Below are 24159 nucleotides of genomic sequence, written 5' to 3'. Positions count from 1 at the left end.
TAATATACTTTGTTTTAAGCTATTTTAAACTCGTTTAAGGTGACTATTGCGCCAAAACTGACAATTACGCCATAAGTGACAGAACTTTTGCGACAGCCGCTTATTAGGCTTTGCTTTGTCTCAAAACATATTTATTATGGCTAGACAAACAGGTATTATTAAATTGAAAGGCACTGTAGGCGGAATTTCGTTTTACAAGACCTCTGATGGCCACCTCGCAAGAGAAAAAGGTGGTGTTGATGGCAACAGAATCAAAAATGATCCTGCGTTTCAAAGAACGCGAGAAAATGGTTCTGAATTTGGAAGAGCTGGTAAAGGCGGTAAAATTTTACGGGATGCGATTCGGTTGTTGTTGCAAAATGTGACCGACAAACGTGTCACTGCTAATTTACAAAAGCGTTTGGTCCAGGTGGTTAAATCAGATACGGTTAACGATCGTGGTTTGCGTACCGTTCAAGATGGTAACATGGGACTTTTGCAAGACTTTGACTTCAACTCGAAGGCAAAGTTAGGCCGTACACTTTACGCTAGTTACCAAGGGAATTTAGATCGCGTCACAGGTGAAGGCACAGTTGATGTTGATCCGTTTCAGCCGGCAACAATGATTGCAGCTCCTGGTGGAACAACGCATTTTAAAATTGTGACTGGTTTAGCAGAATTAGACTTTGTGAATGAAACTTCAGTGTTTGATTCGGATGAGTCAAGTATTTTGCCATGGGATAATGCCACCACTTCGTTGATTAACCTCAGCGCCAGTGTTACAGCAGCTTCTACCCTACCTTTAATTCAGGTGATTGGTGTTGAATTTTTCCAAGAAGTCAATGGTACGATGTATCCGCTTAAAAACGGTGCTTACAATGCTTTAAGCGTTGTAGCGGTAGACCAAGACTAATGTTGGTAAAGTTAGGCTTATATAGAGGGCATTTTCCGCATGGTACGGTTGGTGCCCTTTATTTATTTGATGAATTTTTAAGCTTTACGATAGAACTTCCTTGGGTAAGGAATCAACGAAATATTTCAGCTATTCCTGATGGTGTTTATGAGTTAAAAATGAGGTATTCAGCAAAATTCAAATGGCATCTTCAACTGGACGATGTGCCGAATAGGAGTTGGATTTTGATGCATCCTGCCAATGATGCTTCCACCGAATTAGAAGGCTGTATTGCTCCTGTTAGCAGCTTAGTCGATATTGCCAGAGGTTATTCCTCTCGGAAAGCTTTAGAGCATATTTTAGGCAAGCTTCGCCCCTATTTTATGGCTAAACACAGGGTAGAATTAGAAGTGCGAAGTTCACATTTTGAAGATCATATTCTTCAACAAAAACAAATGAGACATGACAATTAAAGAACGTTATCAATCAAAAACCCCTCGGTTTTTCAAGAAGTTAAGAAATATTGGTTTAGGCATCACCGCTGTGGCGGGTGCTCTATTAACTGCTCCTGTTGCGCTTCCTGCCTTGGTGGTTAGCGTTGCTGGTTACGGACTGGCGGTTGGAACAGCAGTTTCGGCGGTGAGTCAGGTGGTCACTAAAGCCGATGATCAAGCGGCGGAAGTCTTGGATGATCCCAAAGGAAAGTCAACCCAAAAATAATGGCTTATGGTACTAGGACATGGGCGCATCGGTTATATTGGTGGTACTTTATCCAGTGTATTGGGGAGCTTACAATTTGACGATTATGCGGCCACTTGTGTGTTGGCCGTGTTTGGATCGGCGGTTAGTTTTGTAAGTTCAGTAGCATTTAAACAGCTGAGAAAACACTTTAAACGCAAGCGAAAGCGTAAAAAAAACACTAGGTAAATTTGCTATTTATGCTTATATTTGGTTATCCCTAGAAAGCCCTGCTCCCCACAGGGTTTTTGTATTTCTGTATGTTTAGAGCACCAAAACTTCGTTTGTTGTGAGTCAAAAAAATCATAAATCATCGGCTTTTAGGGCTGTAATTGAGCGTAATTTATTAATTTTATATCGCTTATTAATGGCATAATTCATAATAGATTGGTTAGGTTGAAACGTCCTCATGTTAGTGGGGACGTTTTTTCGTTTTCAATAATAAAAGCAAAAGTTAAGTTCAGCATGTGCAAGCTTGTCAACCAAAGGCTTTCAATAAGTAAACCCTTCAATTAAGAAGGGTTTTTAATTAAGCCTTTAGCATGTTGAGGGCGATGATCTGTTTAAGCTCGTCATATTTCTGCAATTGGAGCTTCAACAATTCTTGTTGCTTTTGAACGGCTTTAAAAGATTTCACCTGCTGCATGAGTCGGGATGCGTTGAGGTTGATAAGACATTCATTAATCACAAACTTGGTGTCGCCTGTGGTTATAAAAGGAATTACCGAACCCCTTAAAAACGGTCTAAACCCTTGTGTTTGCCAAGCCGAATAACACAGCCAATACAGGCTATCGCGTTCGGTTTCAGTTTTGGTTGAGACCACAAAGCAATTCGGGCAAGGCAAGACCATCGGTCGGCCAGCATTGTTCCCTTTGTTTAAGATGTAAAACTTTGGATTTTTGGTTGGTTTATGGCTTTCAACATAAACCTTCAACTTGTAAGCATTCAATTTGAACATAGTTATGGTTTTAAAAATTATGTTCATTCGCTTCGCTCACTATTTTTTTCAGAAAAAGAAAAATATAGGCTGTAAACATCAGCCTTGTGGCAGGACTGTCAAGCTTTTTTCAAAAAAAATGGACTAAAATTGGATAAAGCTTATTGAAAAACTTTAATAAACAAAAGGTCAAATAAAGCAGGCTTCATTTTTTATGAAAAACCTTTGGCTTGAGCTTTACAGGACTAGCCTTGGGTGGTGGAAAGGCTGATATACTTGCCTAGATTTTTATTTTTTTATTCAAAACTAAAGCAAGTATTGAAGTCAATTTGAAGACGGCTATACAAACCCAAAAACCAGCATGCTTAGGTAAGTCAAATAACTGAGGTTTGATTGAAGTTAGACAAGTCTAGCCCGTACAAATGTTGAATCAGGGCAGGTAATCCCGAAGGCGCGAGCCGACTGCGAGTTGAGTGCCTATGTGCTAAAAGGACGTTGTGAATAGCAAGATTAGCACAACGTATGCGCCACTTAACAAGTGAAGTCAAAACCAATTTGGGAGGGCTGGCATTTAAGGGCGATGATGCAGATGTTATGAAGCTTTAAGCCTCAAATTGAAGCCAATGTCGCTGAAAATGATGAAACTTCGATGTTTAGTTTTGAAGTTTAAGCAAGTATAGACAACCATTTAACGAGCAGTTGAAGAGAACTAAAAACTAGCTTGCCCTTAACATGGTAGCGCTCCAGACTGTTTGCCGGCATGGGTTAGCCTTAGCTCAACAGTTGTACACAACTTGACAACATTAATGAGAGAGTTATATTTCTATAGCCGATGTACAGGTAGGCTAACTTATGTACGGCAAGACTACTCAACTTGACTTTACTTGGTAAGTGGTAGGCACGATGCGCAGGCTCGCGAAACATGCAGCTGTGGTTTTACCCTAATGCGAATAAACAAGCTTGGCTTGACCGCTTCGGGTGTTAGGGTAAAAGAGAACAGCGGGTGACACTGCACTGGCGTGTGTGAAAAAGCACAAAGCTTCAGGACTAAAAGCGCCTGAGGATGGAAGGCGCTTAGTGCTGAAGCTGGTGCCTACAAGGGACATTTTAAACTTTAAGATTAACTGAACCTAAGATTTAGCTTACACAAAAGATCAGATCTTAAACGAATTACCCTTGTAGGGATGTGCTTTGGAGCAAAACAGCGGTGCTGTGGCACACCTTATTACCTGCCCACGAATATTGCTATTTAGTTCGATTAATATTTATGCAAACGATACTTTAGGATGTTACTACTTAGACTGAATTTGTTATGAAAATGCTAGTGAACGCAAAGGCAAAAAGTAAATGCTATTATCATAAACCTTCATATACCTAGAAACATGATATAGCTTTTACTGCGGGGAAGCAAAATGGGTATAGCTGAAGAGCAACGGAAGCTATACTTGTTTTGCTGGGGAAAATTACACTATTTGCTTTTATAAGGAATATCTAATTTTGCATATAAAACTTTTACCTTTTGACGCCAATAGATTCTAGCTTCAACCCATGATTTTGCATTTGTAGCAACTTTAATATTATCATGAGCATGAAAATGTCTGCTGTTTTTAAATTTTGTTTTGTCAAATTTCAAAAGTGTGTAAGGATCGTCTATTGGGTCTGGTGCTTTGTCTAAATCGAAGATATTTCTATCATTTGGTTTGTTAAATTTATATTTTTTCTCTTTCAAGAGATTATATAAATCTAGTAGTTGTATTGAATCTGTTATATACTCTAAATCATAAATATCTTTTTTTGCAGGTCTGTTAGCACAACTTACCAATTTGAACAAACCAATATCATTTACATCATAACACTTGATTTTTTTATATGTTTCAAAAGGATAAAGTGCTTTCATATTGTGAATGATATCTACTTTTATAGTGACATCATCTTTTACAATTAAAAAACGTAGAAATACGAACTGATCATTTTCTCTAACTGGGTAACTCATGTTTAAAACCTGGTCACCGTAAAATGATTTAACTTCAGCTGCGATAGATTCAAAGCCTTTAAAACCAACTATAGATGTAGAGAATAAGTCAATATCTTCAGATATACGGTGATTAAATCTTAATGCTAAATTTGTACCGCCTGCTAAGGCAAACATAGACAAACTAGGTAAAGCTTGTAATTCTATAATAGTTTTAAATAGTGCAGAGGAAACCGCTTGCATGCTTATACTGCGTAACGATAAAAAGGTGCCGTATTGTAGCGTTTACTAACGAGTACACACACCTCATTGCTAATATTTTCTTTGGTATGCTTTAAAATATTTAAAATATCGCTTTTTGAGTAATAACGCTCTAGAACCAAAATATCTTTAGAGAATGTTTCTTTAGTAGTAGCATATAAAGCTCTGGGAATAATAATTTCTTTATCTCTTTTTAAAGAAAGTTTACTCCTGTCCATATCCCAAAACAAATATTTTGGAAAGACATTTAATATGTTCCTGTTAGCTTTCATATACATTACAAAATAATGAATATAAAACATTACAACAAAACAATTTAACACCTATTTGACGGTACTACGTATTACCTGCCCCCGAATGTTGCTACCCTATTCTGCGTCCCCAAACAAATGATAATGTTTATATGACTTGATTACTCAAAGAATGCTGTAAAATGTTAGCATCGAAAGCGGTGTTTTGCAGAAACACGGCTTGTGGTTGATTGGAAACGAAAACAATTAGACTGAACTTGAAGCGATGTTAGTAAAAGCTTGGGCCATAAGCTATAATTAAATTTACTATTAAGCTAACTATTACTGCAGTAGATGGGTTTTTAAGCTTGTGATAGAATAAGTTGCTTATGGCTTGAGCTGTGAAGATGATACCTGCTTTAATTTTTAATTACCGGTACTACACCTACTTTTTTGAAATGCTCAATAATTTGTGCAATAAGATCAAATGATAATATTTTATGCTCTAAAATTGAGTTAAGTTTCTTTATATGATTATAAGCCTAAAACACCTATTGATTATTTCTTCATGAAATCACTTAGTCTTTTTACGGGTTTATCAAAAGCCTTTTTCATTTTAACAGACACATCGATTAGGAAATCGTTCATTTTATTCCAATCGGATTGGTTAAAATAACTTACGCCATTCATTTGAGCTTTGATGCGTGACGTAACATTTTCGTCCATTCTTTCCCATATTAGCTTGTTTCCAAAAGCATGTTCTATTTCATCTTTCAATCTAAATAGGAAGTCGAACATTTCTTTATTTAATTCTTGATCTCCTTTGTTGATGAAGATTTCGGCTCTGCAATAAGTACTTGATGCCACCAAGTTTAAACTCACACCGCTCATACCAATACCTTTACCTATCCAATTGTCTTTTGACGGTGAATGATTGGTAAACAGGTTATTTTTTTTATTACTGGCCTCTAAAAACTGTTCCCAAAAGTTTAATCGTTTTCTATGGCTATTCTTTAAAGTTTCTAGGGTTTCAATTTCTTGTTGTGCTTTTGAAGCTATGCTAATGGCAAAATCTTCTGTATCCTTAGTAGGTAAAATCTGTTCTACATTTAAAAATAAATTATCTTTAAATTCGAATGGTGTTACTTTGAAACATTGAATTCTGATTTTAAAATTCATCAGCCACAGCACGGAGGAAGTGACTTCTTTTCTGAAATTAGCTGCGACCAGGATTAGTCTTTGAGAATTTAAGCCCTGGTTGAGTACAATTTCTGAAATGTCTTTGTTGTCAAAAAACTCTGAAATTTTATCTTGTGCTACTGCTGAAGATTTTAAATAATCTTGGTAGATCTTAATGATATCTTGTTTGGTAAGGCTTGCGCAATAAGATGCATATTTTATGGCTTGCCAAGTTACATCTTTACCGGAATCGTCTAATTTATTTTCTATAATGACTAAATTACCATATTTATCTAGTGCTAATAAATCTAGTCTTTCGTTGGTATTATTAAAACCGCTGAACTCTTTTTGAATGATGAGTAATTCTTCGCCTAAGGAATTTGGATTTTTGGCAATCCATTCTTGAAGGTGTTCTCTTTCTTTGAGTTTTAACTCAGAAAAGGTTTTTTGTTTTAGTTTAGAAATGTTGTTGTTTAGTTTATTGATGAGATACATCTACAAGTTGATTATTGGTTATGTATTTGTTGCTTCTCAAATATAAACATTTAAAATTATTATTAATTTTAAAAGACTATTGGGTTTTTAAATTGATGTTAAGCGGTGATTCTAGAAACACCGCTTAACATCAATAAAAGTCGTTGCATTTTTGAGTTTAACTCAGAGCAAATTTTATCAATCTCCTTTTTTATGCTTGTGTGGTTTGAGCTAAGGTGATCTTTATGACATCTATTTTTATCTAATATCTAAACCTGCTGAACTTTAATAATTCTATTTGTTGATGCTATTTAGACCATCAAAGTGTTTTTTATCTGTCCATTAAGAAAAATGTAACGTATCACAATCTTCAATCTTATCTAATGAGAAGTAAAACCTAAGCAGCTTAGGTGGCCAATTAAAATTTAGGATGTTGAATTTGAGGTGTCTTGGATCAATAAAAGTTTTAAATATATTTATGACTTTATTTGAATTGTGCCGTTATTTCTAAGCCTTGTTTAATTATTAGTTCGAGATCATGACTACTTTTAGCTTTTGTATTTAATGATTGTAAAAGACTCCATTTTTCCTGAAATTCATGATTTGCATCATTTTTAAAGAATATCTCAATAGCTTGATCGATTCTACCTTTTAATATTTTAATTTCTTTGGAGAACGCCCCTTGCTTATCGGCTCTAATTAAATTTTTAAATTCAGCTTTTGAAGGTCTTCTTATCCGTTTATCTAATTTATAAGCTTTCATCATAAATATTTCAAATTGAAATGCTAGTAATTCTGATGTTATCATAGGCTAACTATTTTTATTGTCGTTATTATAATTATTATGTGCCTTCAAATGTTTTTCAAAATCTGAAATGATTTTTTGGGTTTTATTAAATGTATCATATTCTTTAGCTGCTTTTGCAACTGCCTGTTTGTTTGAAATACGTCCTTTACCTTCTAGAATTTGATATTCGTTAAAGTTTAAAAACTTGTCTACGCTTTCTGCAAGACCTTGCATAGTAAAGGTGTTACGTCTTTTGATTAGGTTTTCGATATAATCGAAGTAGCCAGAAACATTGCGTTCTAACTCTTTAATTTCATCTTCCTCTAAATAGTTTTTTGCAATTTTAGCATCGGTTCTTAAGACTCTGCCGTCTGGTGCATTTTTGTATGTGGTTAAGCCCATTTTTGGCTTTTTGCTATCTGCACGTTTATGAATAATTTCGGCTGCTGTTTGACCTGTAATGGCGAAATGAAATTTGTTTTGCACCATTGCATAAAAATTTTTAGTAATCTCGCTTTTAGGATTATAATCTATACTACACTCTGCAAATATTTGTGTTACCTGGTGGTAAATGCGTTGCTCGCTGGCACGTATAGAGCGAACTCTATCGAGTAACTCTCTGAAATAGTCTTTACCGAATGTGCTTTGTGCTTGTTTTAAACGGTTATCGTCTATAGCAAAGCCTTTGATAATATATTCACGTAAGGTTTTTGTAGCCCAAATACGGAATTGTGTACCTTGAAACGATTTTACACGATAGCCTACTGAAATAATTACATCTAGATTGTAAAACGAGGTATTGTATTTTTTACCATCTGATGCAGTTGTTCGGAAATCCCGAACAACTGACTCTTTTTCTAGTTCTCCTTCTTGGAATACATTAGAAATATGCTCGCTAATGGTAGATTTTGCTCTACCAAACAATTCTTGCATCCCCTCTTGTGTGAGCCAAACGGTTTCGTCTAAAATGAGTACCTGTAAGTTTACCTCACCCTGCGGTGTTGTGTACAGTAAAAACTCGCTTTCTTTTGGTAAATGGTCTGCCATACTATTAGTAATATTAATTTGTTTTTATAAGCTACCAGATATTATATCATTTATCATTAAAAGTAAATGAGACGCACCATAATCTTTTATAGTAGTCGTTGGGATTGAGCCATCTCTGACTTCATATGGACTCGTCCAGATTAGCCTATAGCCATTAGTTCCTGCAAAAGCTCCAATAGCATCAACCGTAGCACCATAACCCTTTGATGCAATTACAATAATATCACAGTTATGATTTAAAAGTGCATCTAAACCACTTTGTACCAGATCCTCTGTATCTCCATAGGTTTGTACTCCAATTATTTTACTTAAATACTTTATTACTGCTCTATAATCTTTCGTTGTAACATCATCGGGTGCTGTTCCACCAGCTGCTACTATTTGACGTCCTAGACTTGAAATAGTCATTGATTTGCCAATATTAGCTGTACCTGATACCGCTATAATCGTTTTTTGTTTCATATTATTTATCTAATTGATGGTAGTAAATGCTTTAAACAGAAGTAAGCATTTTTATATACATTTTGATTTTGTTCACTAGGTACAAGTTCTCCGTGAAATAATACATTACGTAATTGATAGAGTATTTCAATTAGTCCTTTACATACTATATGAGCAGGACAATGTGCATCTGTTGCATCTCTTTTAAAATTAAATGCATCACAAGGATAATGGTTATAAGGCTGCGTTTCTAGATGAACCTCAATTGCATTTGTTATTACTACAGGTTGCAACCTATTAAAACAAAGTCTTACATTTTCTTGTTGAGCAGGTGTGAGCCCAAGGAAATCCGCATCTGCTTGCAAATGTGTCAAATTATATTCTGTATGATTATAATTAAAAAACTCAACTCCATTTCTATCTCTTAATACTACTAGCATTTGCTGTACATCTCCAAGTCTATTACCATCTGTTCTTCTCAAAAAATACTGAATTGTCCTAATACTCTCATTATCTATTAAATTTTCAGGATTTTGATTTTTAACAATATCATTAAACCATATCCTACCAATTTGAGAGTCTATTTGATTATTTAATAACTCACTATGTAGAGCTGCTAGAACACTTTTAAATTCTTGACTTTCTTGTCCATTACCTTCTAATAAAGTATTGACCTTATTACGAATACTATTACTTCTATTTTTTATTGCATTTATTTTAGCCCTATCTGAATCAAGGTTATTATACTCTGCATTATACCAAGCATTAAAAGGAATCCAAGCTTTTATATACTGAGTAATATAATCTATATCTGATTGCTCAATCCAACGACGTATATTTTCTGTATTAACTGGCATTCTTTAACTGTTTTGGTTGATATATTGTAAAGCCTCTTCTTCCCCCTCTTCTATAGCTATCTCTACCGCTCTTTTGGCTACTTCTAATAAATGCTCACTTTGTTTTTTTAGAGCAAAGCTTTCTTCTATTAATTTAGCAATATCATTTTGCTTAGCTTCGCTTATGTGAGGTATCGGCATATTTAATACGTCATCATCCTTTATAACAGGGTAACTAGTACCAACGTTGAATTGTAGCAACCAATCTTTATAAATTTCTGTTCTCAAAAGAACTTTTAATACTTCATTATTGTATATAGATTTAGGATTACTTCTTAAAACCGTGAATGCACCACTCACTATCAAATCATCTAAATCTGAGTTTATAATAGTAACAGCACCTCTATAAGGTCTAACTTTTGAAATTAAAATATCTCCTTTTTTTACTGCAATTTTAGCATTAGCAGGAAGGTCTTCCGTTAATCTATAATTTGAAACATTACTACCATCACCAACATTTACATCTCCAATCTCTATGTAGTTATAACCTTCTTTTTCTTTCTTTGATTTCTTAGTTATATGTATGTATTCATCCCTAATGTAGCTGAATTTTGATTTTTTTATTAAGTTTTCATATTCTTCATATTTAGGTTGGTAATACTCTGCATCTAATCTGCCTGTTTCCCAAAAACTATTTGAAAGTGTTTTAACATTAATACCTTCTGAACTTGGTGTGAAGTTTTGTAAACCTATTTCATTCAGTAGTAGAGATTCTGCTTGCTTATACTTCCTTTTTGATTTTTTTTGGCAATCATATGAAGTTGATATTAATAAGCCTATACTCTCTTGGAAAATTTCAGATAATGTAGGAACTTTTAACTCTTCTAAAATTGTCAGATTTACGTGACCTTGTAAACCACCACTTGCAAAACGAATCATTTGATTTACGCCATAAATACTATTCAAAAAAGCAGTTAAAAAATAAGGGTTAATGAATGTTTCATTGGCTTTAATAATAATTATGTCAGATGAATTTATCGTTTCTGTTTCCAAATAAATAGAAGCTTTACCAAAAGAACCACTTCTAGCAATTAGTATATCTTGATAATTTATTTGAGATTTTTGCAGTGATTTATGGAAGTCTTCTGTTATCTTAATTGTACTATTTAGATCAAGTAAAAAAGAACTTATATTTTTAGTTTGAATCAGGACAATTCCTGATTCTCTGTAATGGCTTGTCATTGAACCTACAAAACCAACATCTATTTTATCTGTTATAGAAACAAGTTTTTTTGATCCATAATTTTCTATTATATCATCTTCAATTAAATATTCTTTTTTGAAAAATTCTGCATCAATTCTGGTAGATATGGAATGCCCTAACATTTCACTATATAAAACCTCACTAATTTCCAGCCCTTCCAACAGTTCCCTATAACGGGTTTCGTTAAAAGGGCTTAACGCTTTCCCACAAAAGACAGTTTTTCTTTTTTGGCAAACTCAATAAAGGCTTCGGCAATACCGTCTTTGGTTAAGCCATCGTGATTGTATAAATCATGTTTTACTATAAGGTGACCGTGAGTATCAAGTTTAAATTTATCTGTTACAATAGGCTTTACCAAATTAGTATATTCTTCGACTTTTAGGTTTAGTTTTGCGAACTCATTGCCATCTATTACTTTTCCAGAAGCTTTAATCTTGTATTTAGTATTTTCTTCGATTGTTCCGTATTGTTCTAAGTAATCATCAAGTTTTACCTCAATTAAATGATTTTCTTCATTAAAAAATGATACTATTTTTTCTGTAACATAGATTTTTTCGCCACTATTATCTTTACTAGGCTCTTGCATTGTGGCAAAAAATATAGGATAATCATCTACTTTAGGACATAATTTATCATCCCATTTTTGTAAGAATAACACCGAAGTTTTAGTACCTGTATGAGGTTTAAAGACGTTACCGTGTAAGCCTACTACTGCTAATATTCTACAATGCTCTGCAATGTAATCGCGTATGTTCTTATCACTGCTGTTGTTAAATCTACCTTGAGGCAAAACTACTGCCATACGGCCGCCAGGTTTTAAGAAATCGAGATTGCGCTCTATAAACAGGATATCTCTACCTACTTTAGTTTGGTATTTGCCGTTTGGTTTTTTACCTAACTCATACTTCGCTAATATTCTACTTTCTTTAATATCTCCAGCAAATGGAGGATTAGCCATTAATACATCGAAGTTAAAATCTCTATTTACGTAAGTTTCATTATCACTAGTTTCATTTTTAATTTTTCTGTGTTTTTTAAGATTACGCCAACCTAATGCGTATGTGTCCATCCAATCGCTGTCCTTGTAATTATGTCTCCATCTTTCAAAATCTAAGGTGTTTAGATGTATTACATTTGTTTCCCCATCACCTGCAATTAGGTTTAATGTGCGGCCTACACGTACTGCTTTTTCATCAAAATCTATGGCAAACACATTATCTCTTACGTATTTACTATAACGACCTGTTTTCTTTTTTGCACTGAATAAGTGTGTTATTTCTTTTCCTTCGTCTTTTATAATTTGTTCCCAAACATGAAAAATAGAGTGTACAGGAAATCCACAACTACCAGCCGCAGTATCCATAACAGTCTCGTGCTCTTGTGGATTCATCATTTTTACACACATATCAATGACATAACGTGGTGTAAAGTACTGACCTTTTTCGCCTTTACTACTTTTGTTAATTAAATACTCAAAAGCTTCGTCAACTACTTCAAGGTTTGAATTAAAAAGCTTTACCCTTTCTAGAGAAGAGACACAAATAGCTAGATGAGATGAACTTAAATTTATTTTTGCTTCGTCTGCAAAGACTCCTTGCCATTTTTCTTTAGCTAAGTCGAAAATACGTTGAATCTTATCTTTAAGTTCGTTTTCAGTCTCTCCAGCATTCTTAAATTCTAAAATTCTAGTTTCGTCATCAGCACCTTCCATTTCATCATACAACTTGGCAAAAATGAGTTTAAACAATTCTTCAAAAACATCAACTCCAGCGTTAGCAAGAACTTCATCTTCCATTTCTTTTACCTTTTCTTTTAAGGACTTTTTATCCTTTGCCAACTCATCATTTTTTATCAAATCGTTAATTGTCCATTTTTCTTGAAGGATTTCTTGCAAAGATTGAGAAGATTTGGGTATATCAGGGATATCCTTAAAATAATTAGGATCTCTACGGTTGTATCGTGAAATTGAATCTCCGTTAGTCCAAACTCCAATTGTCGCACCTGTAGCGTGACAGTAACTTTTTAGTTGCTCTTTACCGTCCTTTAATTTTGGCTTTTTAAGTTCAACAATCAAAAATATAGAACGGGTATCTTTTTTATTAAATATAACAATGTCTGCGCGTTTCTTTTGCCTACCAAAACTTACCGCATATTCTAATTCCATTCTTTCAAATGGATAATCGTACACTTCATTGAGTACCATTAAGTACAGTTGTCTAACCGCTTCTTCGGGTGTTAACTTTATATCCTTATTACGTACTAAACATTTAATATATGGAGTTTCTTTTCCTCTTACATCTTTGGAAAAAATAGTAGCCTCTAAACGCTCTATCTGTTCAGGTTGAAATTGGGTTAACTTGTAGTTGGAATCTTTTAATATTTCGGTAAGTGTCATATTGTATGATGATGTTATTTTATTCTAAATCTTTAAAGTTCTTAATTTTTTCTTCAACAATTTTTAGGATTTCTATATTGTCTTTTTGGTCCTTAAGCATTTCAGTTATTCGATCTGCCATCCAAATTTTTAACAACTCCGTTTCATTTTCATTGAGTGCTACTGCCAAAGCTATTACTTGTTCTCTTCTTGCAGAGCGTGTACCACGTTCTAGTTTGCTTAACAAAGCGGTATCCATATTCATTTGTGATGCCACTTCTCTCAACAACAGTTTTTTCTGCTCTCTAATGCTTCTTATGTGTTCTCCAAAGTTCATTGTGAATTTTCGACTTGTCAAATATTGTCTAAAGGTAAGTAAAAGAAAACAAATGATCATAAAAGTTAAAGATTGGTTTTTAACAAGTTTTCAACTTTATCATTTTATGGCAAAGAGAATGATGATTTAATGACATATACATAAAACCTATGAATCCTTAAAGTGGTAAGTTGAGGTTTATGTAATTATTGTATGTTTCTCTCAGTACTGATCCAGAATCTCGAAATTTCTTAGTTTTAAGTTGAATTTCTTGATTTACCGTTGGCAAATTAAGCATTTTGTGCCAAAGTTTAATTATTTGATTCTTTTAACCCCATAATTAAAATCAACTTCAAGTTATATTATGGCATATTTATTGTTTTGAATTTATTATGAAATTTTTATGTTGTTTGCTTTTATTTCTTTTGCCCATAGTCGGTTTAAGTCAGGATAGCCCCTATCGACTGAAAGGTGAAGTTTTTAGTCCTTTTAAGTATCCTAAAAAAGCTAGTTTAGAAGTGACCCGAAGTCTTTATGGATTACGGTTTAAAGATGAGTTTATACCTAAGGTTTACAAAGATGCTGTTGAGACGTTTTTTAAGAAAAGCTTTAGAAGTAAATATGATCGAATGGGAAAATACAGCTTACAACTGGAGATTAAAGGTGGCTATCTGTATATCGAGGGAATAGAAATTATCGAAGCTCCTCTAGAATAGAGTTTTGTTTTTGCCTATATTTAAATATATTTGTTTAGTCGGGATTTAAAGGACCCTTCAATAAACATTCGATGCGACTTAGGAAGCAAATGTTGAATACTCCCTCTGGCCTTACATGGACGGCTCCTTTAAGTCCTTTCCTTTTTATGGTCTTTATTATTTTAGTCTTGAGGCTAATGGTGTTGTGCTGTGTAATAACTAATTGAATAAAGAACAGGGTTTGATTGGTTAGATTCGGATGCTCCGAGGCCACTGTTAGCTTTCCTTTTTAATTAATCATCATTTTTTTTGATTTAAAGATTTAAGTTCTATTTATGCTTGATGATGCACTTATGGCTTTAAAGGGAAGTCTTAAGTTACGCAGAGTGCCTGTTGAGAGGACGCTATAATAGAACATTCCCTTTTTTTTTAAATTTACAAAGCTTTGTATATTTGTAGAGTCGGGTCTTGATAAAATCCTGTAAGATGAGATTGTTAACGTGACTCAAGAAGCGAACATCGTCTCTATATCCATTTTGGGGGTTTTTACAAAGCCTTTCTTATTTATTGACAAATCTTTTTATTATCATTAAATTGTGAATTTATGTATGCTGGATGATTCACCTATAGGCTATAAGGGAAGTCATAGGTAACGAAGAGATCGGGGCGCGATCGCTATCATAAATTCTTCCCTCTTTATAAAACACTCCTTTTATGATTTTAATAAAAAGTTGATTTCTGACAGCTTAAAAGTTTAATTAGGATTTTATTTTATGGGGAGTTGTGCGTTTTTTGTAGGTTGAGACAGGTTTTAGTATTTAACATCTGATAAACCTTAAACTTTAATAATTTAACAAGAAAACTTTTCAAAGACAAACTTGAACATATATATTTGTTTTAATTTAGTAAAATTTAATACCTAACCTTATGAAATTTTTTTTTAGTTTTTATTTCATTCTCCTTTTTACCAGTGTTAATGCACAAATCGACGAACCCAAGCCTCCTAAAGAGCCCGAATCGCCACAACTCCCAAGAATTGTAGCACCCACACCAGAAGCCTCTTCACTGATGAAGTTCGGCGAAATTCCTGTTAACTATTCATCTGGTTTATACAATTTAAGTGTACCAGTTTACAGTATTGGCACGCCTGATTTAACACTCCCTATTGCTCTTAAATACCATTCACAAGGTGTTATGGTCAATGAAACTGCTTCGAGTGTTGGTATAAGCTGGAGCCTATCAGCTGGTGGTAGCATTAGTAGGCAAATTAGAGGTAAGCCTGATGATGGCGGCGTTGGATATCTTAATGGCGTATATGATAACTTCTTCACATCTAATACAAAGCGTGTAACTGTCTTCAATCAATTAACCTCATTAACTACTCCCCAAAAAGATTTACTCCCCGATAAATTCTCGATTAATCTACCAACGATTAGCGGAACTTTTATATTTGACCATCAAACTGGTGAAGCTAGATTAAAATCCTTACAAAATGTAGCTATTTATCCTCAGAAAAATCAAGGTAGAATTACAGGCTTTGAATTGGTTGATGGAAAAGGGATTCGTTATATTTTGAAGGCGGTGGACGGCGTGAAGACCATCAAACAATTATCACAAGAGGTACAACACCCGAATATATAGATAGTAGCTTAGACGATTACTTTGGGGGTTTGTACACCTCATGGAATCTTACTGAAATTCAGTTGCTCAATGGTAAAAAAATAAGTTTCAACTATCACCCAGAGTCTCATTATTTAACCTACAATACAGTTAAAGACGAGCATGCTAACGGCCAATTAACGACCACTATCAACGTCACTAAAAACATTGAACGTTATCTTAAATCTATTACTTATCACAAAACTCGAGTCGAGTTTATTTACTCACAAGACAATCGTGAGGACATTTATAACGATCAGAATGGCGCAAAAGCTCTTGAACGTATTAAAGTTTTTATGCGTAAAGACAATTCTGCTGTTTTAAATAAAGACATCGAATTAAAACAGAGTTACTTCAGTTCTACAACACAATCTGAACAGAATTTACCCAATTATTTTAATTCAGGAAATCATTCTTTATTCAGTCATGCACAAAAACGCCTTCGACTAGATGAGGTTATCAATCACCATTTGAGCGATACTTCTGAAAGCCTTCGCTATAAATTTAACTACAACTCTACTGCTATCGCCCATAAATTCACTACTGCTCAAGATTATTGGGGCTATTACAATGGCGCAGACAATGGTAATAATTTGGTTTTTGGGGAAGCCGATAGAAGGGTTAATCCGACCTATACCAAATTGGGGCTTATTGAAAGTGTAGAATACCCAACAGGACTTGTTAAAAAATTCACCTATGAACCACAAGCGGGTTATATATCCTCTAAATTGCAACATCTTGAAACGGAACTCATCAATCCATCTGGACAAAATCCAACTAATCATGTATCAGCCAGCCCTTTAAATTATAATACTTATTTTAATCATTCACAAAACGCTTATATTATCCCATTTAATATTGGAAATGATGCTACAAACTTTAGTTATAAAGTTGAGAAAACTGATTTTTATACCTCTGAAAACAGCCAAAGCAACAGCAATGTAATTTATTTATTTAAAATTATTAACCCTGTAAACAATACAATTGTTTGGGATTATCGACTTGATGAAACGGATTGCTTAACGACCGAAAGTTTTCAGCAAGGACGTAGTTGCGATGGCAGCTGGAATTGGACACCATCTTTACCAACAGGAAATTATGTTCTAAAAGTAGAAACCGAAAGCGGAAACTACGACCCCGAAAGTTACGAAGGTTTTAACTTTATCATGAACTGGGAAGATAATGAATACCCAGAACACTACTTAGTTGGCCCAGGATCACGTGTTAAACAAATAGAATCATACGAGACCGGTTCCCCTCGAAATTTAGCCGTAGATCAGTTTGATTATGAAACTGATCTCGGTAAAGATTCAGGATATATATTTGGTTTACCGAACTATTTTGTGTCTTTTGATTATCCAAGTGCACCATCAACTGGACCTGATAACACCTACGATGTTATAACAGGTAATTATACCAACTCCCTTTTTAATAATTTTCAAGGCCGTAAACATGTTTATAGTCAGGTTATTGTAAAGACTGGCACAAAGACGGCTCAACAAAATAATGGTGAAGGAATTAATATCCCAACTGATATATATCATTTTAATGGTGAAAAAGTTCTGAGTTATTCTGTTAACGACGATTTTAATGACTTTACTGACTATCCATTTGTGCTTGCTGATTCAAATTCATGGATTGATGGTCAGCTTTTAAATGAGCGAAGTTTTTCATATAGCAAAAATGGCAATAAGCAGCTTTTAAAAGAAGTTGATTATCATTATTCCGTTGACTATGAATCGCATGAATCACTACTCACTAACGGACCAAGTTTTATGCATCCAGATCAAGGTAATCTATCCGGCAACACTATCAATCAAAATTATTCTGATGTGTTTCAATCACCTCATTGGTCTAAAGGTCATAGTTGGAAAATACCTTTAGCGGCTTTTTACTATGAAGGCTTTCCATTTAATGTTAATGCAACTGTTCCTGTCAATTATAAAGTCTACTATATCACCGGAGGTTATTTAAAGCTTAATTCTGTTACAGAAGACCGCTATTATTACAAGAATTCAAGTACACATAAGGTCTCTACAACTACTCATTTCGAGTACTACAATTCAGAATTTAATTTTTCTACAAAATCTAAAGATTATGTAAGTTATAATGATGGTACTATTATTGAACAGTCCAAAACCAATTATTACTACCCAGATATTTTACCTCAATGGTATAATACTGATTGGAATGTTCAAGCTTTAATCGATGATCACCGTATTAGCAGCCCCATTGCTGTAGTAACTTACAACAATAATACCTTAACCTCTAGGCTAGCAAAACAATTTGACCCCTCACCTATTTTAAAAGAAACTTTTTTTTCTAAAGGGAAACAAGCTTTAGACTCTAAAATCAAGTATGAACAATACGACCAAGACTCTAATGTTTTACAGGTTAGACAAACTGGCGATGTTCCTATCAGTTATATTTATGGCTATCATAACTCTAAACCCATTGCAAAACTTGTTAATATCGCCTACAATCAAATTAACCCTAGCCTTATTTCTAGCCTTCAAGCGGCCGCCGATGCTGATGCTAACTGCTTAGGTGCTAACTGCCAACAAACGGAAGATGATTTACGAAATTTATTAGAGCAGCTTAGAAGCACTTATTCAAACGCTCAGATCACCACCTATACTTACGACCCTTTAATTGGCGTTACCTCAGTGACTGACCCTAGAGGACAAAGCCTTTACTACGAATATGGCGCGTTTAATCGCTTAGAACGCATCAAAGATGAACAGGGCCATATCGTAGAGGAATACGACTACAACTACCGTCAGACATCTAACCAATAATCAACTCTATTATGACTTCTTTACAACACTTTTCTTCTATAGCTTTTCTTACGATAGCCTTGTGTTTTAGCATAATGGCTTCTGCTCAAGATCAAGACCAAAACTATATCAAAACCACCAGTTATCGACAAGCTACCAGTAACTCTATAACTAATCCTACGACTTCGCAGGCTACTGAAAGCGTCCAGTATTTTGATGGTTTAGGGCGACCGATCCAACAAGTGCTTAAAGCCAACAGCCCGTCTTCTCACGACATCATCTCTTTTTTTAGCTATGATAGTTTAGGCCGACAAACTAAAGAATACCTCCCGTTTAGCGATAGCTTAAACCCGTCTTCTTTAAGTTTAAGAACCAATCCTTTAGCTCTTCAAGAAAATTTTTATACCAACAGATACGGTGCTGCTGATGGCGTATTAGCCTACAGCGAAAAGCATCTAGAGCGTTCACCACTCAATCGTGTCTTTGAACAAGGTGCTCCCGGAAATGATTGGCAAGTACAACTCGCTCATGATACAGATCATACCATTAAATTTGATTACCAAACCAATACCCAAGGTGAGGTGAAACGATTTGATGTGAGCTTTACTGACACCACTTCTACTGTACCGCATATACTAGTAGATCGTGGTTATTATGCGCCGCAACAGCTTTATAAAAGCATTACTAAAGATGAAAATTGGCAACCCAACCAAGCTCAAGCTCATGACCACACCACTGAAGAGTTTAAAAACAAGTTAGGCCAAGTGGTCCTTAAACGTACTTATGATAATGGACAGGCCCATGACACCTACTATGTGTACGATGATTATGGTAATTTAAGTTATGTCTTATCTCCTGAATTAAGCTACCAACTCCAAGCTGATAATTTCTCAGCTGATTTACAAGGTGGCATCGCTGTGCCGTGGACTCAAGTAGCTAAAGTTGATAAAAGCTTAGCTGATCAGTACCAAAAGCATTTAGCCGATTATGACGATCAAAGCCTCGTGCACCAAGACTTATTTGAAACCTACGGCGGTCAAGGCGGTTTAGTCTTGCAACAAGACAACGGTCATCTTTTGGTTAATATCAACATGAATTTTGCGAATGAAATCCCTTTACATAAGGGTATGATTGCTGACCTTAAACCTCTTGGTAATTTTAAAGATACAGAAGTTGGACGCCTACAAGGGCTTGATTACAATTATAAACTTTATATCAAAAGCAACCAACTCTACATCGAAGGACAAGGCAAAGTCTCTGGACTAAACCTTAGTTTAAACAGTAGTCAAAAACTCAGTTATCAAAGGTTTTTCCCTTGGTATGAGTTAATTGATATGCCAGAACGTGAACGCCTTGATTATAAAAGAGCCTTTAACGATCTTCCTGAAGGTACTGACCTTGCTACGGCTGTTATCCCAAATGATTATGGCGCTGTGGGTGGCTTAAGTGTGGCTGTTGATCAAAATAACACTGTACAGTTTATCTTAAATATTAACACTAATGTGGCTGTTGGGCTTAACCCCAAGCTAAATCTTAATCTTGACCTTAACCGACAAATCGAAAATCGAGAATTGGCTTTCTTAGGACATATGGATGGACCAAATGCGGTTTTTAAGTTAGTTAATAATCATGTACAAGTTCAAACCCAAGACTTTAGGCAGGTAGGTATTTTTAACCAACCGCCTTATCAAATACAGCCTATTATTAGATATCCCCAAAAAGTAAAACAAAGCTTGATTGATGGTTTAGGGTATATTTATCGTTATGATAATCGCAATAACCTTGTTAAGAAAAAAATACCGGGTAAAGGCTGGGAATACATCGTTTATGATAAACTTAACCGTCCTGTCTTAACCCAAGATGCCAAGCTAAGACAAAACCACCAATGGCTCTTTACCAAATATGATGCTTTTGGTAGAGTGGCCTATACTGGTAAATGTTCTTTCATCAGACATATGGGGCGTGAGTTTTGGCAACAACTCAGTTATCACAACACAAACTTATACGAATCTCGCCATCCTAGACAAGCTTTAATCGCTAGTGGACAGCTAGAAATTGACTATACGAACACCGCTTTGTTTAGCAATAATATTGAACATTTAGAGATTTACACCGTTAACTATTACGATGACTACAACTTTGACCTTAGAGGTCTACAAGCTGAAGCCAGCTCTATTTATTCCAGTAACCTTAACAATGGTAACTTTACCACCAATACCAAAACTTTAGCAACTGGTGGCCATGTGCGCGTTTTAGGTACAGACCAATGGATTACAAGCCTCACTAAATATGATGACAAAGCCAGAGCTATTTATACCCATTCTATTAACGAATACTTGAACTCTGAAACTAAAACCCACTCTAAGCTCAACTTTATTGGTGAAGTACTTGAAACCACAACAACACATGATAAAAATGGCTTGAACCCAACCAACATCACTATTGTTGATAAATTTACTTACGACCACGCTGGACGACTGCTCAAGCAAACTCAAAACATTAATCAACAAGGTGAGGAACTCATTGTCTTTAACCACTATGATGAACTCGGGCAACTCATCAGTAAAAAAGTTGGTGGACAAGACAGCAGTAATACAAATTACCAAAACACCAATGGTCTACAAGAAATAGATTACAGTTATAATATTAGAGGCTGGCTAAAAAGCATTAATGATGTTGATAGCCCCAACCCAGACCAGCTCTTTGCCTTTAAATTAAATTACAATAATCCCGAAGATAATGCTACAACAGCTTTGTACAATGGCAACATCTCTGAAACCCATTGGCGAAGCCAAAATACCCATAACCAAAAACGGAGCTACGCCTACCACTATGATGCCCTTAACCGTATTAAAGCAGCTGATTATTTAACACCGCATGCCATGACTGGTCTCTTTGATGGTGAACTAGAAAACTTCAGCCTTAGCAATATTACTTATGATTATAATGGCAATATTATGGGTTTAAGACGTTATGGGGCTAAGCAAGACCACAGCATAGGCATCATTGACCAATTAGATTATACTTACCAACCTAACTCCAATCAATTAAAAGCCGTAAACGATACAGCAGATGATGAAGGTTTTAAGGATGGCTCTCACAAAGCAGCTTATGATTACACCTACGATGTAAATGGCAATATGACTCATGATAAAAACAAAGCTATTACACATATTGACTACAATCACTTAAATTTACCTACTAAAGTTATTTTTAATACTTCAGGCTATCAAAACAGAGAAATTAGTTACATTTACGATGCTACAGGCGTTAAATTAAAGAAAATCGTCAATACAGGTACTTTTTTACAAGATGATACCGCAAATCTCGGGACTATTACACATACCCAATATGACAATGGGTTTATCTATGAATATTCCGGCGTCAACAGCCCTCAGCTTAAATTCTTCTCTCACCCAGAAGGCTACCTACAACCCGATAACCAAGGTGGCTTTGAGTATGTCTATCAATATAAAGACCATTTAGGGAATATTAGATTGTCCTATAAAGACAACAATGGTAGTCTTGAAATTGTTGAAGAGAACAATTACTATCCCTTTGGTGGACTTCACAAAGGTTACAATAATGTGGTGAATGGAACGCATCATCCTTATGATTATCAAGGGAAAGAGAACCAAGAGGAACTTGGTTTAAATTGGCACGACTTCGGAGCAAGAAATTACGATACTGCTCTTGGTAGGTGGTTTAATGTTGACCCATTAGCGGAAAAGTATCAAGATATAACGCCATACGGTTTTGTTGGAAATAATCCGATAATCTTTATAGACCCTGATGGTAAGCAAATAGCACCAGGAAGCCAGAAAGAGTTTGATAAGCAAAAACAAAATATCATAGCTCAAAGAGATAAGCTTCAAGGTAAAATTGATGGTTTGAATGCTAAAGCTGCTGAAAAAGGATGGAGTGCCAAAAAACTTGCCAGTCGTATTGGAAATATGCAAGATAGGGTTAATGGTCTTAATGATGCTGTTTCCAATTTAGGTGTTTTAGAATCGAGTAAACAAGTTTATAGTTTAGATTCTGGAGCAGCACAAAACGGTGTTAAGTTAGATACTTCTACTAATGAAATTGTTATCAGCTATAGCGGTACAGCATTGTTTACACACGAAACAACACACGCAGGACAATTTGAAACAGGCGATATAGCTTTTGATTCATCTACTGGTAATACACTGGCTCAAGATGTTTATGATGAAGTGGCAGGTTATAAAGCGCAATGGGCTTATGACCCTTCAAGTGTTGGTGGTCTTAATTCTCAAAGTCAGATAACCCCAAGTTGGGTACAGGGAGTAACAGACCCAGCAACAGGAAATCAACCATATAAACAAGGAGGAACAGCCAATACAGGAATAAGTCCTGTAAATATTAATTCAACACGTAACGATTTGATAAAGGCTTACCCACAGTTAAAAAGTACATTACAAACATTACCTGCAAATGCTACTTTAAAAAGTATAGTGCCTACCATTTACACCAAAATAAAATAATGCTATGAGAATAAGGATTTTAATATTAGTATTACTGATTTTTTGTATTGGATGTTCTACATACAAAAATGTTAGTGATGATGATTTAATAGGTAGTTTTTATGGTTTGTCAAAAGGGCAAATTCAAGGCTCAAATACTCAATATAATTTAGAGCTGAAAGAAGATAGTGTGTTTATTTTGAGTATAAGAGGACACGATTTTAATCCCAAATGTGAAGGCGTTTGGAAGCATACAGCAGATACTTTGCTTTTGAAATGTTCTGATAATGAAAGTATAGCCGAGAAACTATCAAATGGTTATATGAATCAACGAGAGTTTGTAATTAAAGTAAAAGACAAAAATAAGTTGAAGCTCGACAATGTGATTTTGAAAAGGAAGTAAGAATAATTTTAATAAAATTTGATATAGATTGAAACCACCTTTAACGAGGAGGTTTTTTTGTTACATAGCACTAATCTTGGAAGCCTTTATAAAATGGTCGACGGTAGTTAACAAACATTCTTTGTCCTTGTCATCAAGGTTAGAAATATCCTGAAACCGTTGCAACATTTTAGGGTCTTTGAACAAGTTTGCATTGTCACTCTCGCCCAACAGATAACCAACAGTAGTATCGAGAATCTTCGCCAGTTTTTTAGCGGCTTCAATACTTGGTGTCATCTCATCACGTTCGTACTTGCCAATGGTGGTATGGGACGTATTAAAAATACTCGCCAGTTCTTTTTGAGATAGGTTTTTAGCTTTCCTGCACTCTGTCAATTTTTTACCAAACGAACTCATAAATATATATTATTATGT

The 24159-nt window shown here is 34.9% G+C and carries 21 protein-coding genes; 9 read left to right on the top strand and 12 right to left on the bottom strand.

Annotated elements, in window-relative coordinates:
• The first annotated feature begins 136 nt into the window (after positions 1-136).
• The 4 genes from IMZ30_RS07730 to IMZ30_RS07715 are packed head-to-tail and all read left to right on the top strand — an operon-like array spanning position 137 to position 1798.
• Entirely contained in the window at positions 137-892 is a 756-nt protein-coding gene (locus IMZ30_RS07730; RefSeq protein ID WP_207037751.1) for a hypothetical protein, read from the top strand.
• Complete coding sequence (locus IMZ30_RS07725; RefSeq protein ID WP_207037750.1) at positions 892-1344, top strand: DUF5675 family protein; 453 nt, start codon at positions 892-894, stop codon at positions 1342-1344. Before IMZ30_RS07730 ends, IMZ30_RS07725 begins: the two co-directional genes overlap by 1 nt.
• Positions 1334-1591, top strand: coding sequence for a hypothetical protein (locus IMZ30_RS07720; protein WP_207037749.1), 258 nt, complete (start codon positions 1334-1336; stop codon positions 1589-1591). Before IMZ30_RS07725 ends, IMZ30_RS07720 begins: the two co-directional genes overlap by 11 nt.
• A 6-nt stretch (positions 1592-1597) precedes the next feature.
• Positions 1598-1798: a hypothetical protein gene (locus IMZ30_RS07715; protein ID WP_207037748.1), complete on the top strand. Its 201-nt coding sequence runs from the start codon at positions 1598-1600 to the stop codon at positions 1796-1798.
• Positions 1799-2138: 340 nt separating this feature from the next.
• Here IMZ30_RS07715 and IMZ30_RS07710 read toward each other — a convergent pair whose 3' ends face one another.
• The 11 genes from IMZ30_RS07710 to IMZ30_RS07660 form a co-directional block, all read right to left on the bottom strand.
• Positions 2139-2567, bottom strand: a complete 429-nt coding sequence (locus tag IMZ30_RS07710; RefSeq protein ID WP_207037747.1) for a DUF6943 family protein — start codon at positions 2565-2567, stop codon at positions 2139-2141.
• Positions 2568-4014: 1447 nt separating this feature from the next.
• Entirely contained in the window at positions 4015-4761 is a 747-nt protein-coding gene (locus tag IMZ30_RS07705) for a nucleotidyl transferase AbiEii/AbiGii toxin family protein (protein ID WP_207037746.1), read from the bottom strand.
• 2 nt (positions 4762-4763) lie between these two features.
• A complete protein-coding gene (locus IMZ30_RS07700) occupies positions 4764-5051 on the bottom strand; it encodes a DUF6922 domain-containing protein (protein ID WP_410523989.1) in 288 nt (95 codons plus the stop codon).
• Between the two features lie 516 nt (positions 5052-5567).
• Positions 5568-6683, bottom strand: a complete 1116-nt coding sequence (locus IMZ30_RS07695) for a DUF4268 domain-containing protein (RefSeq protein WP_207037744.1) — start codon at positions 6681-6683, stop codon at positions 5568-5570.
• Between the two features lie 463 nt (positions 6684-7146).
• Positions 7147-7470, bottom strand: a complete 324-nt coding sequence (locus IMZ30_RS07690; protein WP_207037743.1) for a hypothetical protein — start codon at positions 7468-7470, stop codon at positions 7147-7149.
• A 3-nt stretch (positions 7471-7473) separates the two neighbouring features.
• On the bottom strand, positions 7474-8496 hold the full coding sequence (locus tag IMZ30_RS07685) for a virulence RhuM family protein (protein ID WP_207037742.1): 1023 nt from the start codon (positions 8494-8496) through the stop codon (positions 7474-7476).
• 24 nt (positions 8497-8520) lie between these two features.
• A complete protein-coding gene (locus IMZ30_RS07680) occupies positions 8521-8904 on the bottom strand; it encodes a hypothetical protein (protein ID WP_207037741.1) in 384 nt (127 codons plus the stop codon).
• Positions 8905-8963: 59 nt separating this feature from the next.
• Positions 8964-9794 carry a hypothetical protein gene (locus tag IMZ30_RS07675; protein ID WP_207037740.1) on the bottom strand — a complete coding sequence of 277 codons (831 nt, stop codon included), beginning with the start codon at positions 9792-9794 and terminating at the stop codon, positions 8964-8966.
• A gap of 3 nt (positions 9795-9797) precedes the next feature.
• On the bottom strand, positions 9798-11198 hold the full coding sequence (locus IMZ30_RS07670; RefSeq protein ID WP_207037739.1) for a restriction endonuclease subunit S: 1401 nt from the start codon (positions 11196-11198) through the stop codon (positions 9798-9800).
• Between the two features lie 32 nt (positions 11199-11230).
• Positions 11231-13432, bottom strand: a complete 2202-nt coding sequence (locus tag IMZ30_RS07665) for an N-6 DNA methylase (protein WP_207037738.1) — start codon at positions 13430-13432, stop codon at positions 11231-11233.
• Between the two features lie 19 nt (positions 13433-13451).
• Positions 13452-13748, bottom strand: a complete 297-nt coding sequence (locus IMZ30_RS07660; protein ID WP_207037737.1) for a helix-turn-helix domain-containing protein — start codon at positions 13746-13748, stop codon at positions 13452-13454.
• 371 nt (positions 13749-14119) lie between these two features.
• Here IMZ30_RS07660 and IMZ30_RS07655 point away from each other — a divergent pair, with 371 nt between their 5' ends.
• The 5 genes from IMZ30_RS07655 to IMZ30_RS07635 all read left to right on the top strand — a co-directional run bounded on the left by IMZ30_RS07655 (position 14120) and on the right by IMZ30_RS07635 (position 23745).
• Entirely contained in the window at positions 14120-14443 is a 324-nt protein-coding gene (locus IMZ30_RS07655) for a hypothetical protein (protein WP_207037736.1), read from the top strand.
• 906 nt (positions 14444-15349) lie between these two features.
• Positions 15350-16063 (top strand): hypothetical protein, encoded by a 714-nt coding sequence (locus tag IMZ30_RS07650; RefSeq protein WP_207037735.1) that lies wholly within the window; start codon positions 15350-15352, stop codon positions 16061-16063.
• Between the two features lie 29 nt (positions 16064-16092).
• Complete coding sequence (locus IMZ30_RS07645) at positions 16093-18879, top strand: hypothetical protein (protein ID WP_207037734.1); 2787 nt, start codon at positions 16093-16095, stop codon at positions 18877-18879.
• Between the two features lie 11 nt (positions 18880-18890).
• A complete protein-coding gene (locus tag IMZ30_RS07640; protein ID WP_207037733.1) occupies positions 18891-23363 on the top strand; it encodes a DUF6443 domain-containing protein in 4473 nt (1490 codons plus the stop codon).
• A gap of 4 nt (positions 23364-23367) precedes the next feature.
• Complete coding sequence (locus tag IMZ30_RS07635) at positions 23368-23745, top strand: hypothetical protein (protein ID WP_207037731.1); 378 nt, start codon at positions 23368-23370, stop codon at positions 23743-23745.
• A gap of 60 nt (positions 23746-23805) precedes the next feature.
• On the opposite strand, the gene IMZ30_RS07630 is transcribed toward IMZ30_RS07635, so the two are convergent.
• Positions 23806-24141 (bottom strand): helix-turn-helix domain-containing protein, encoded by a 336-nt coding sequence (locus IMZ30_RS07630; RefSeq protein WP_207037730.1) that lies wholly within the window; start codon positions 24139-24141, stop codon positions 23806-23808.
• Between the last annotated feature and the right edge of the window lie 18 nt (positions 24142-24159).

Origin of the sequence: Psychroflexus sp. ALD_RP9 (assembly GCF_017311165.1) — a bacterium.
GTDB lineage: Bacteria > Bacteroidota > Bacteroidia > Flavobacteriales > Flavobacteriaceae > Psychroflexus.
This window is presented reverse-complemented; position numbering and strand designations above follow the sequence as displayed.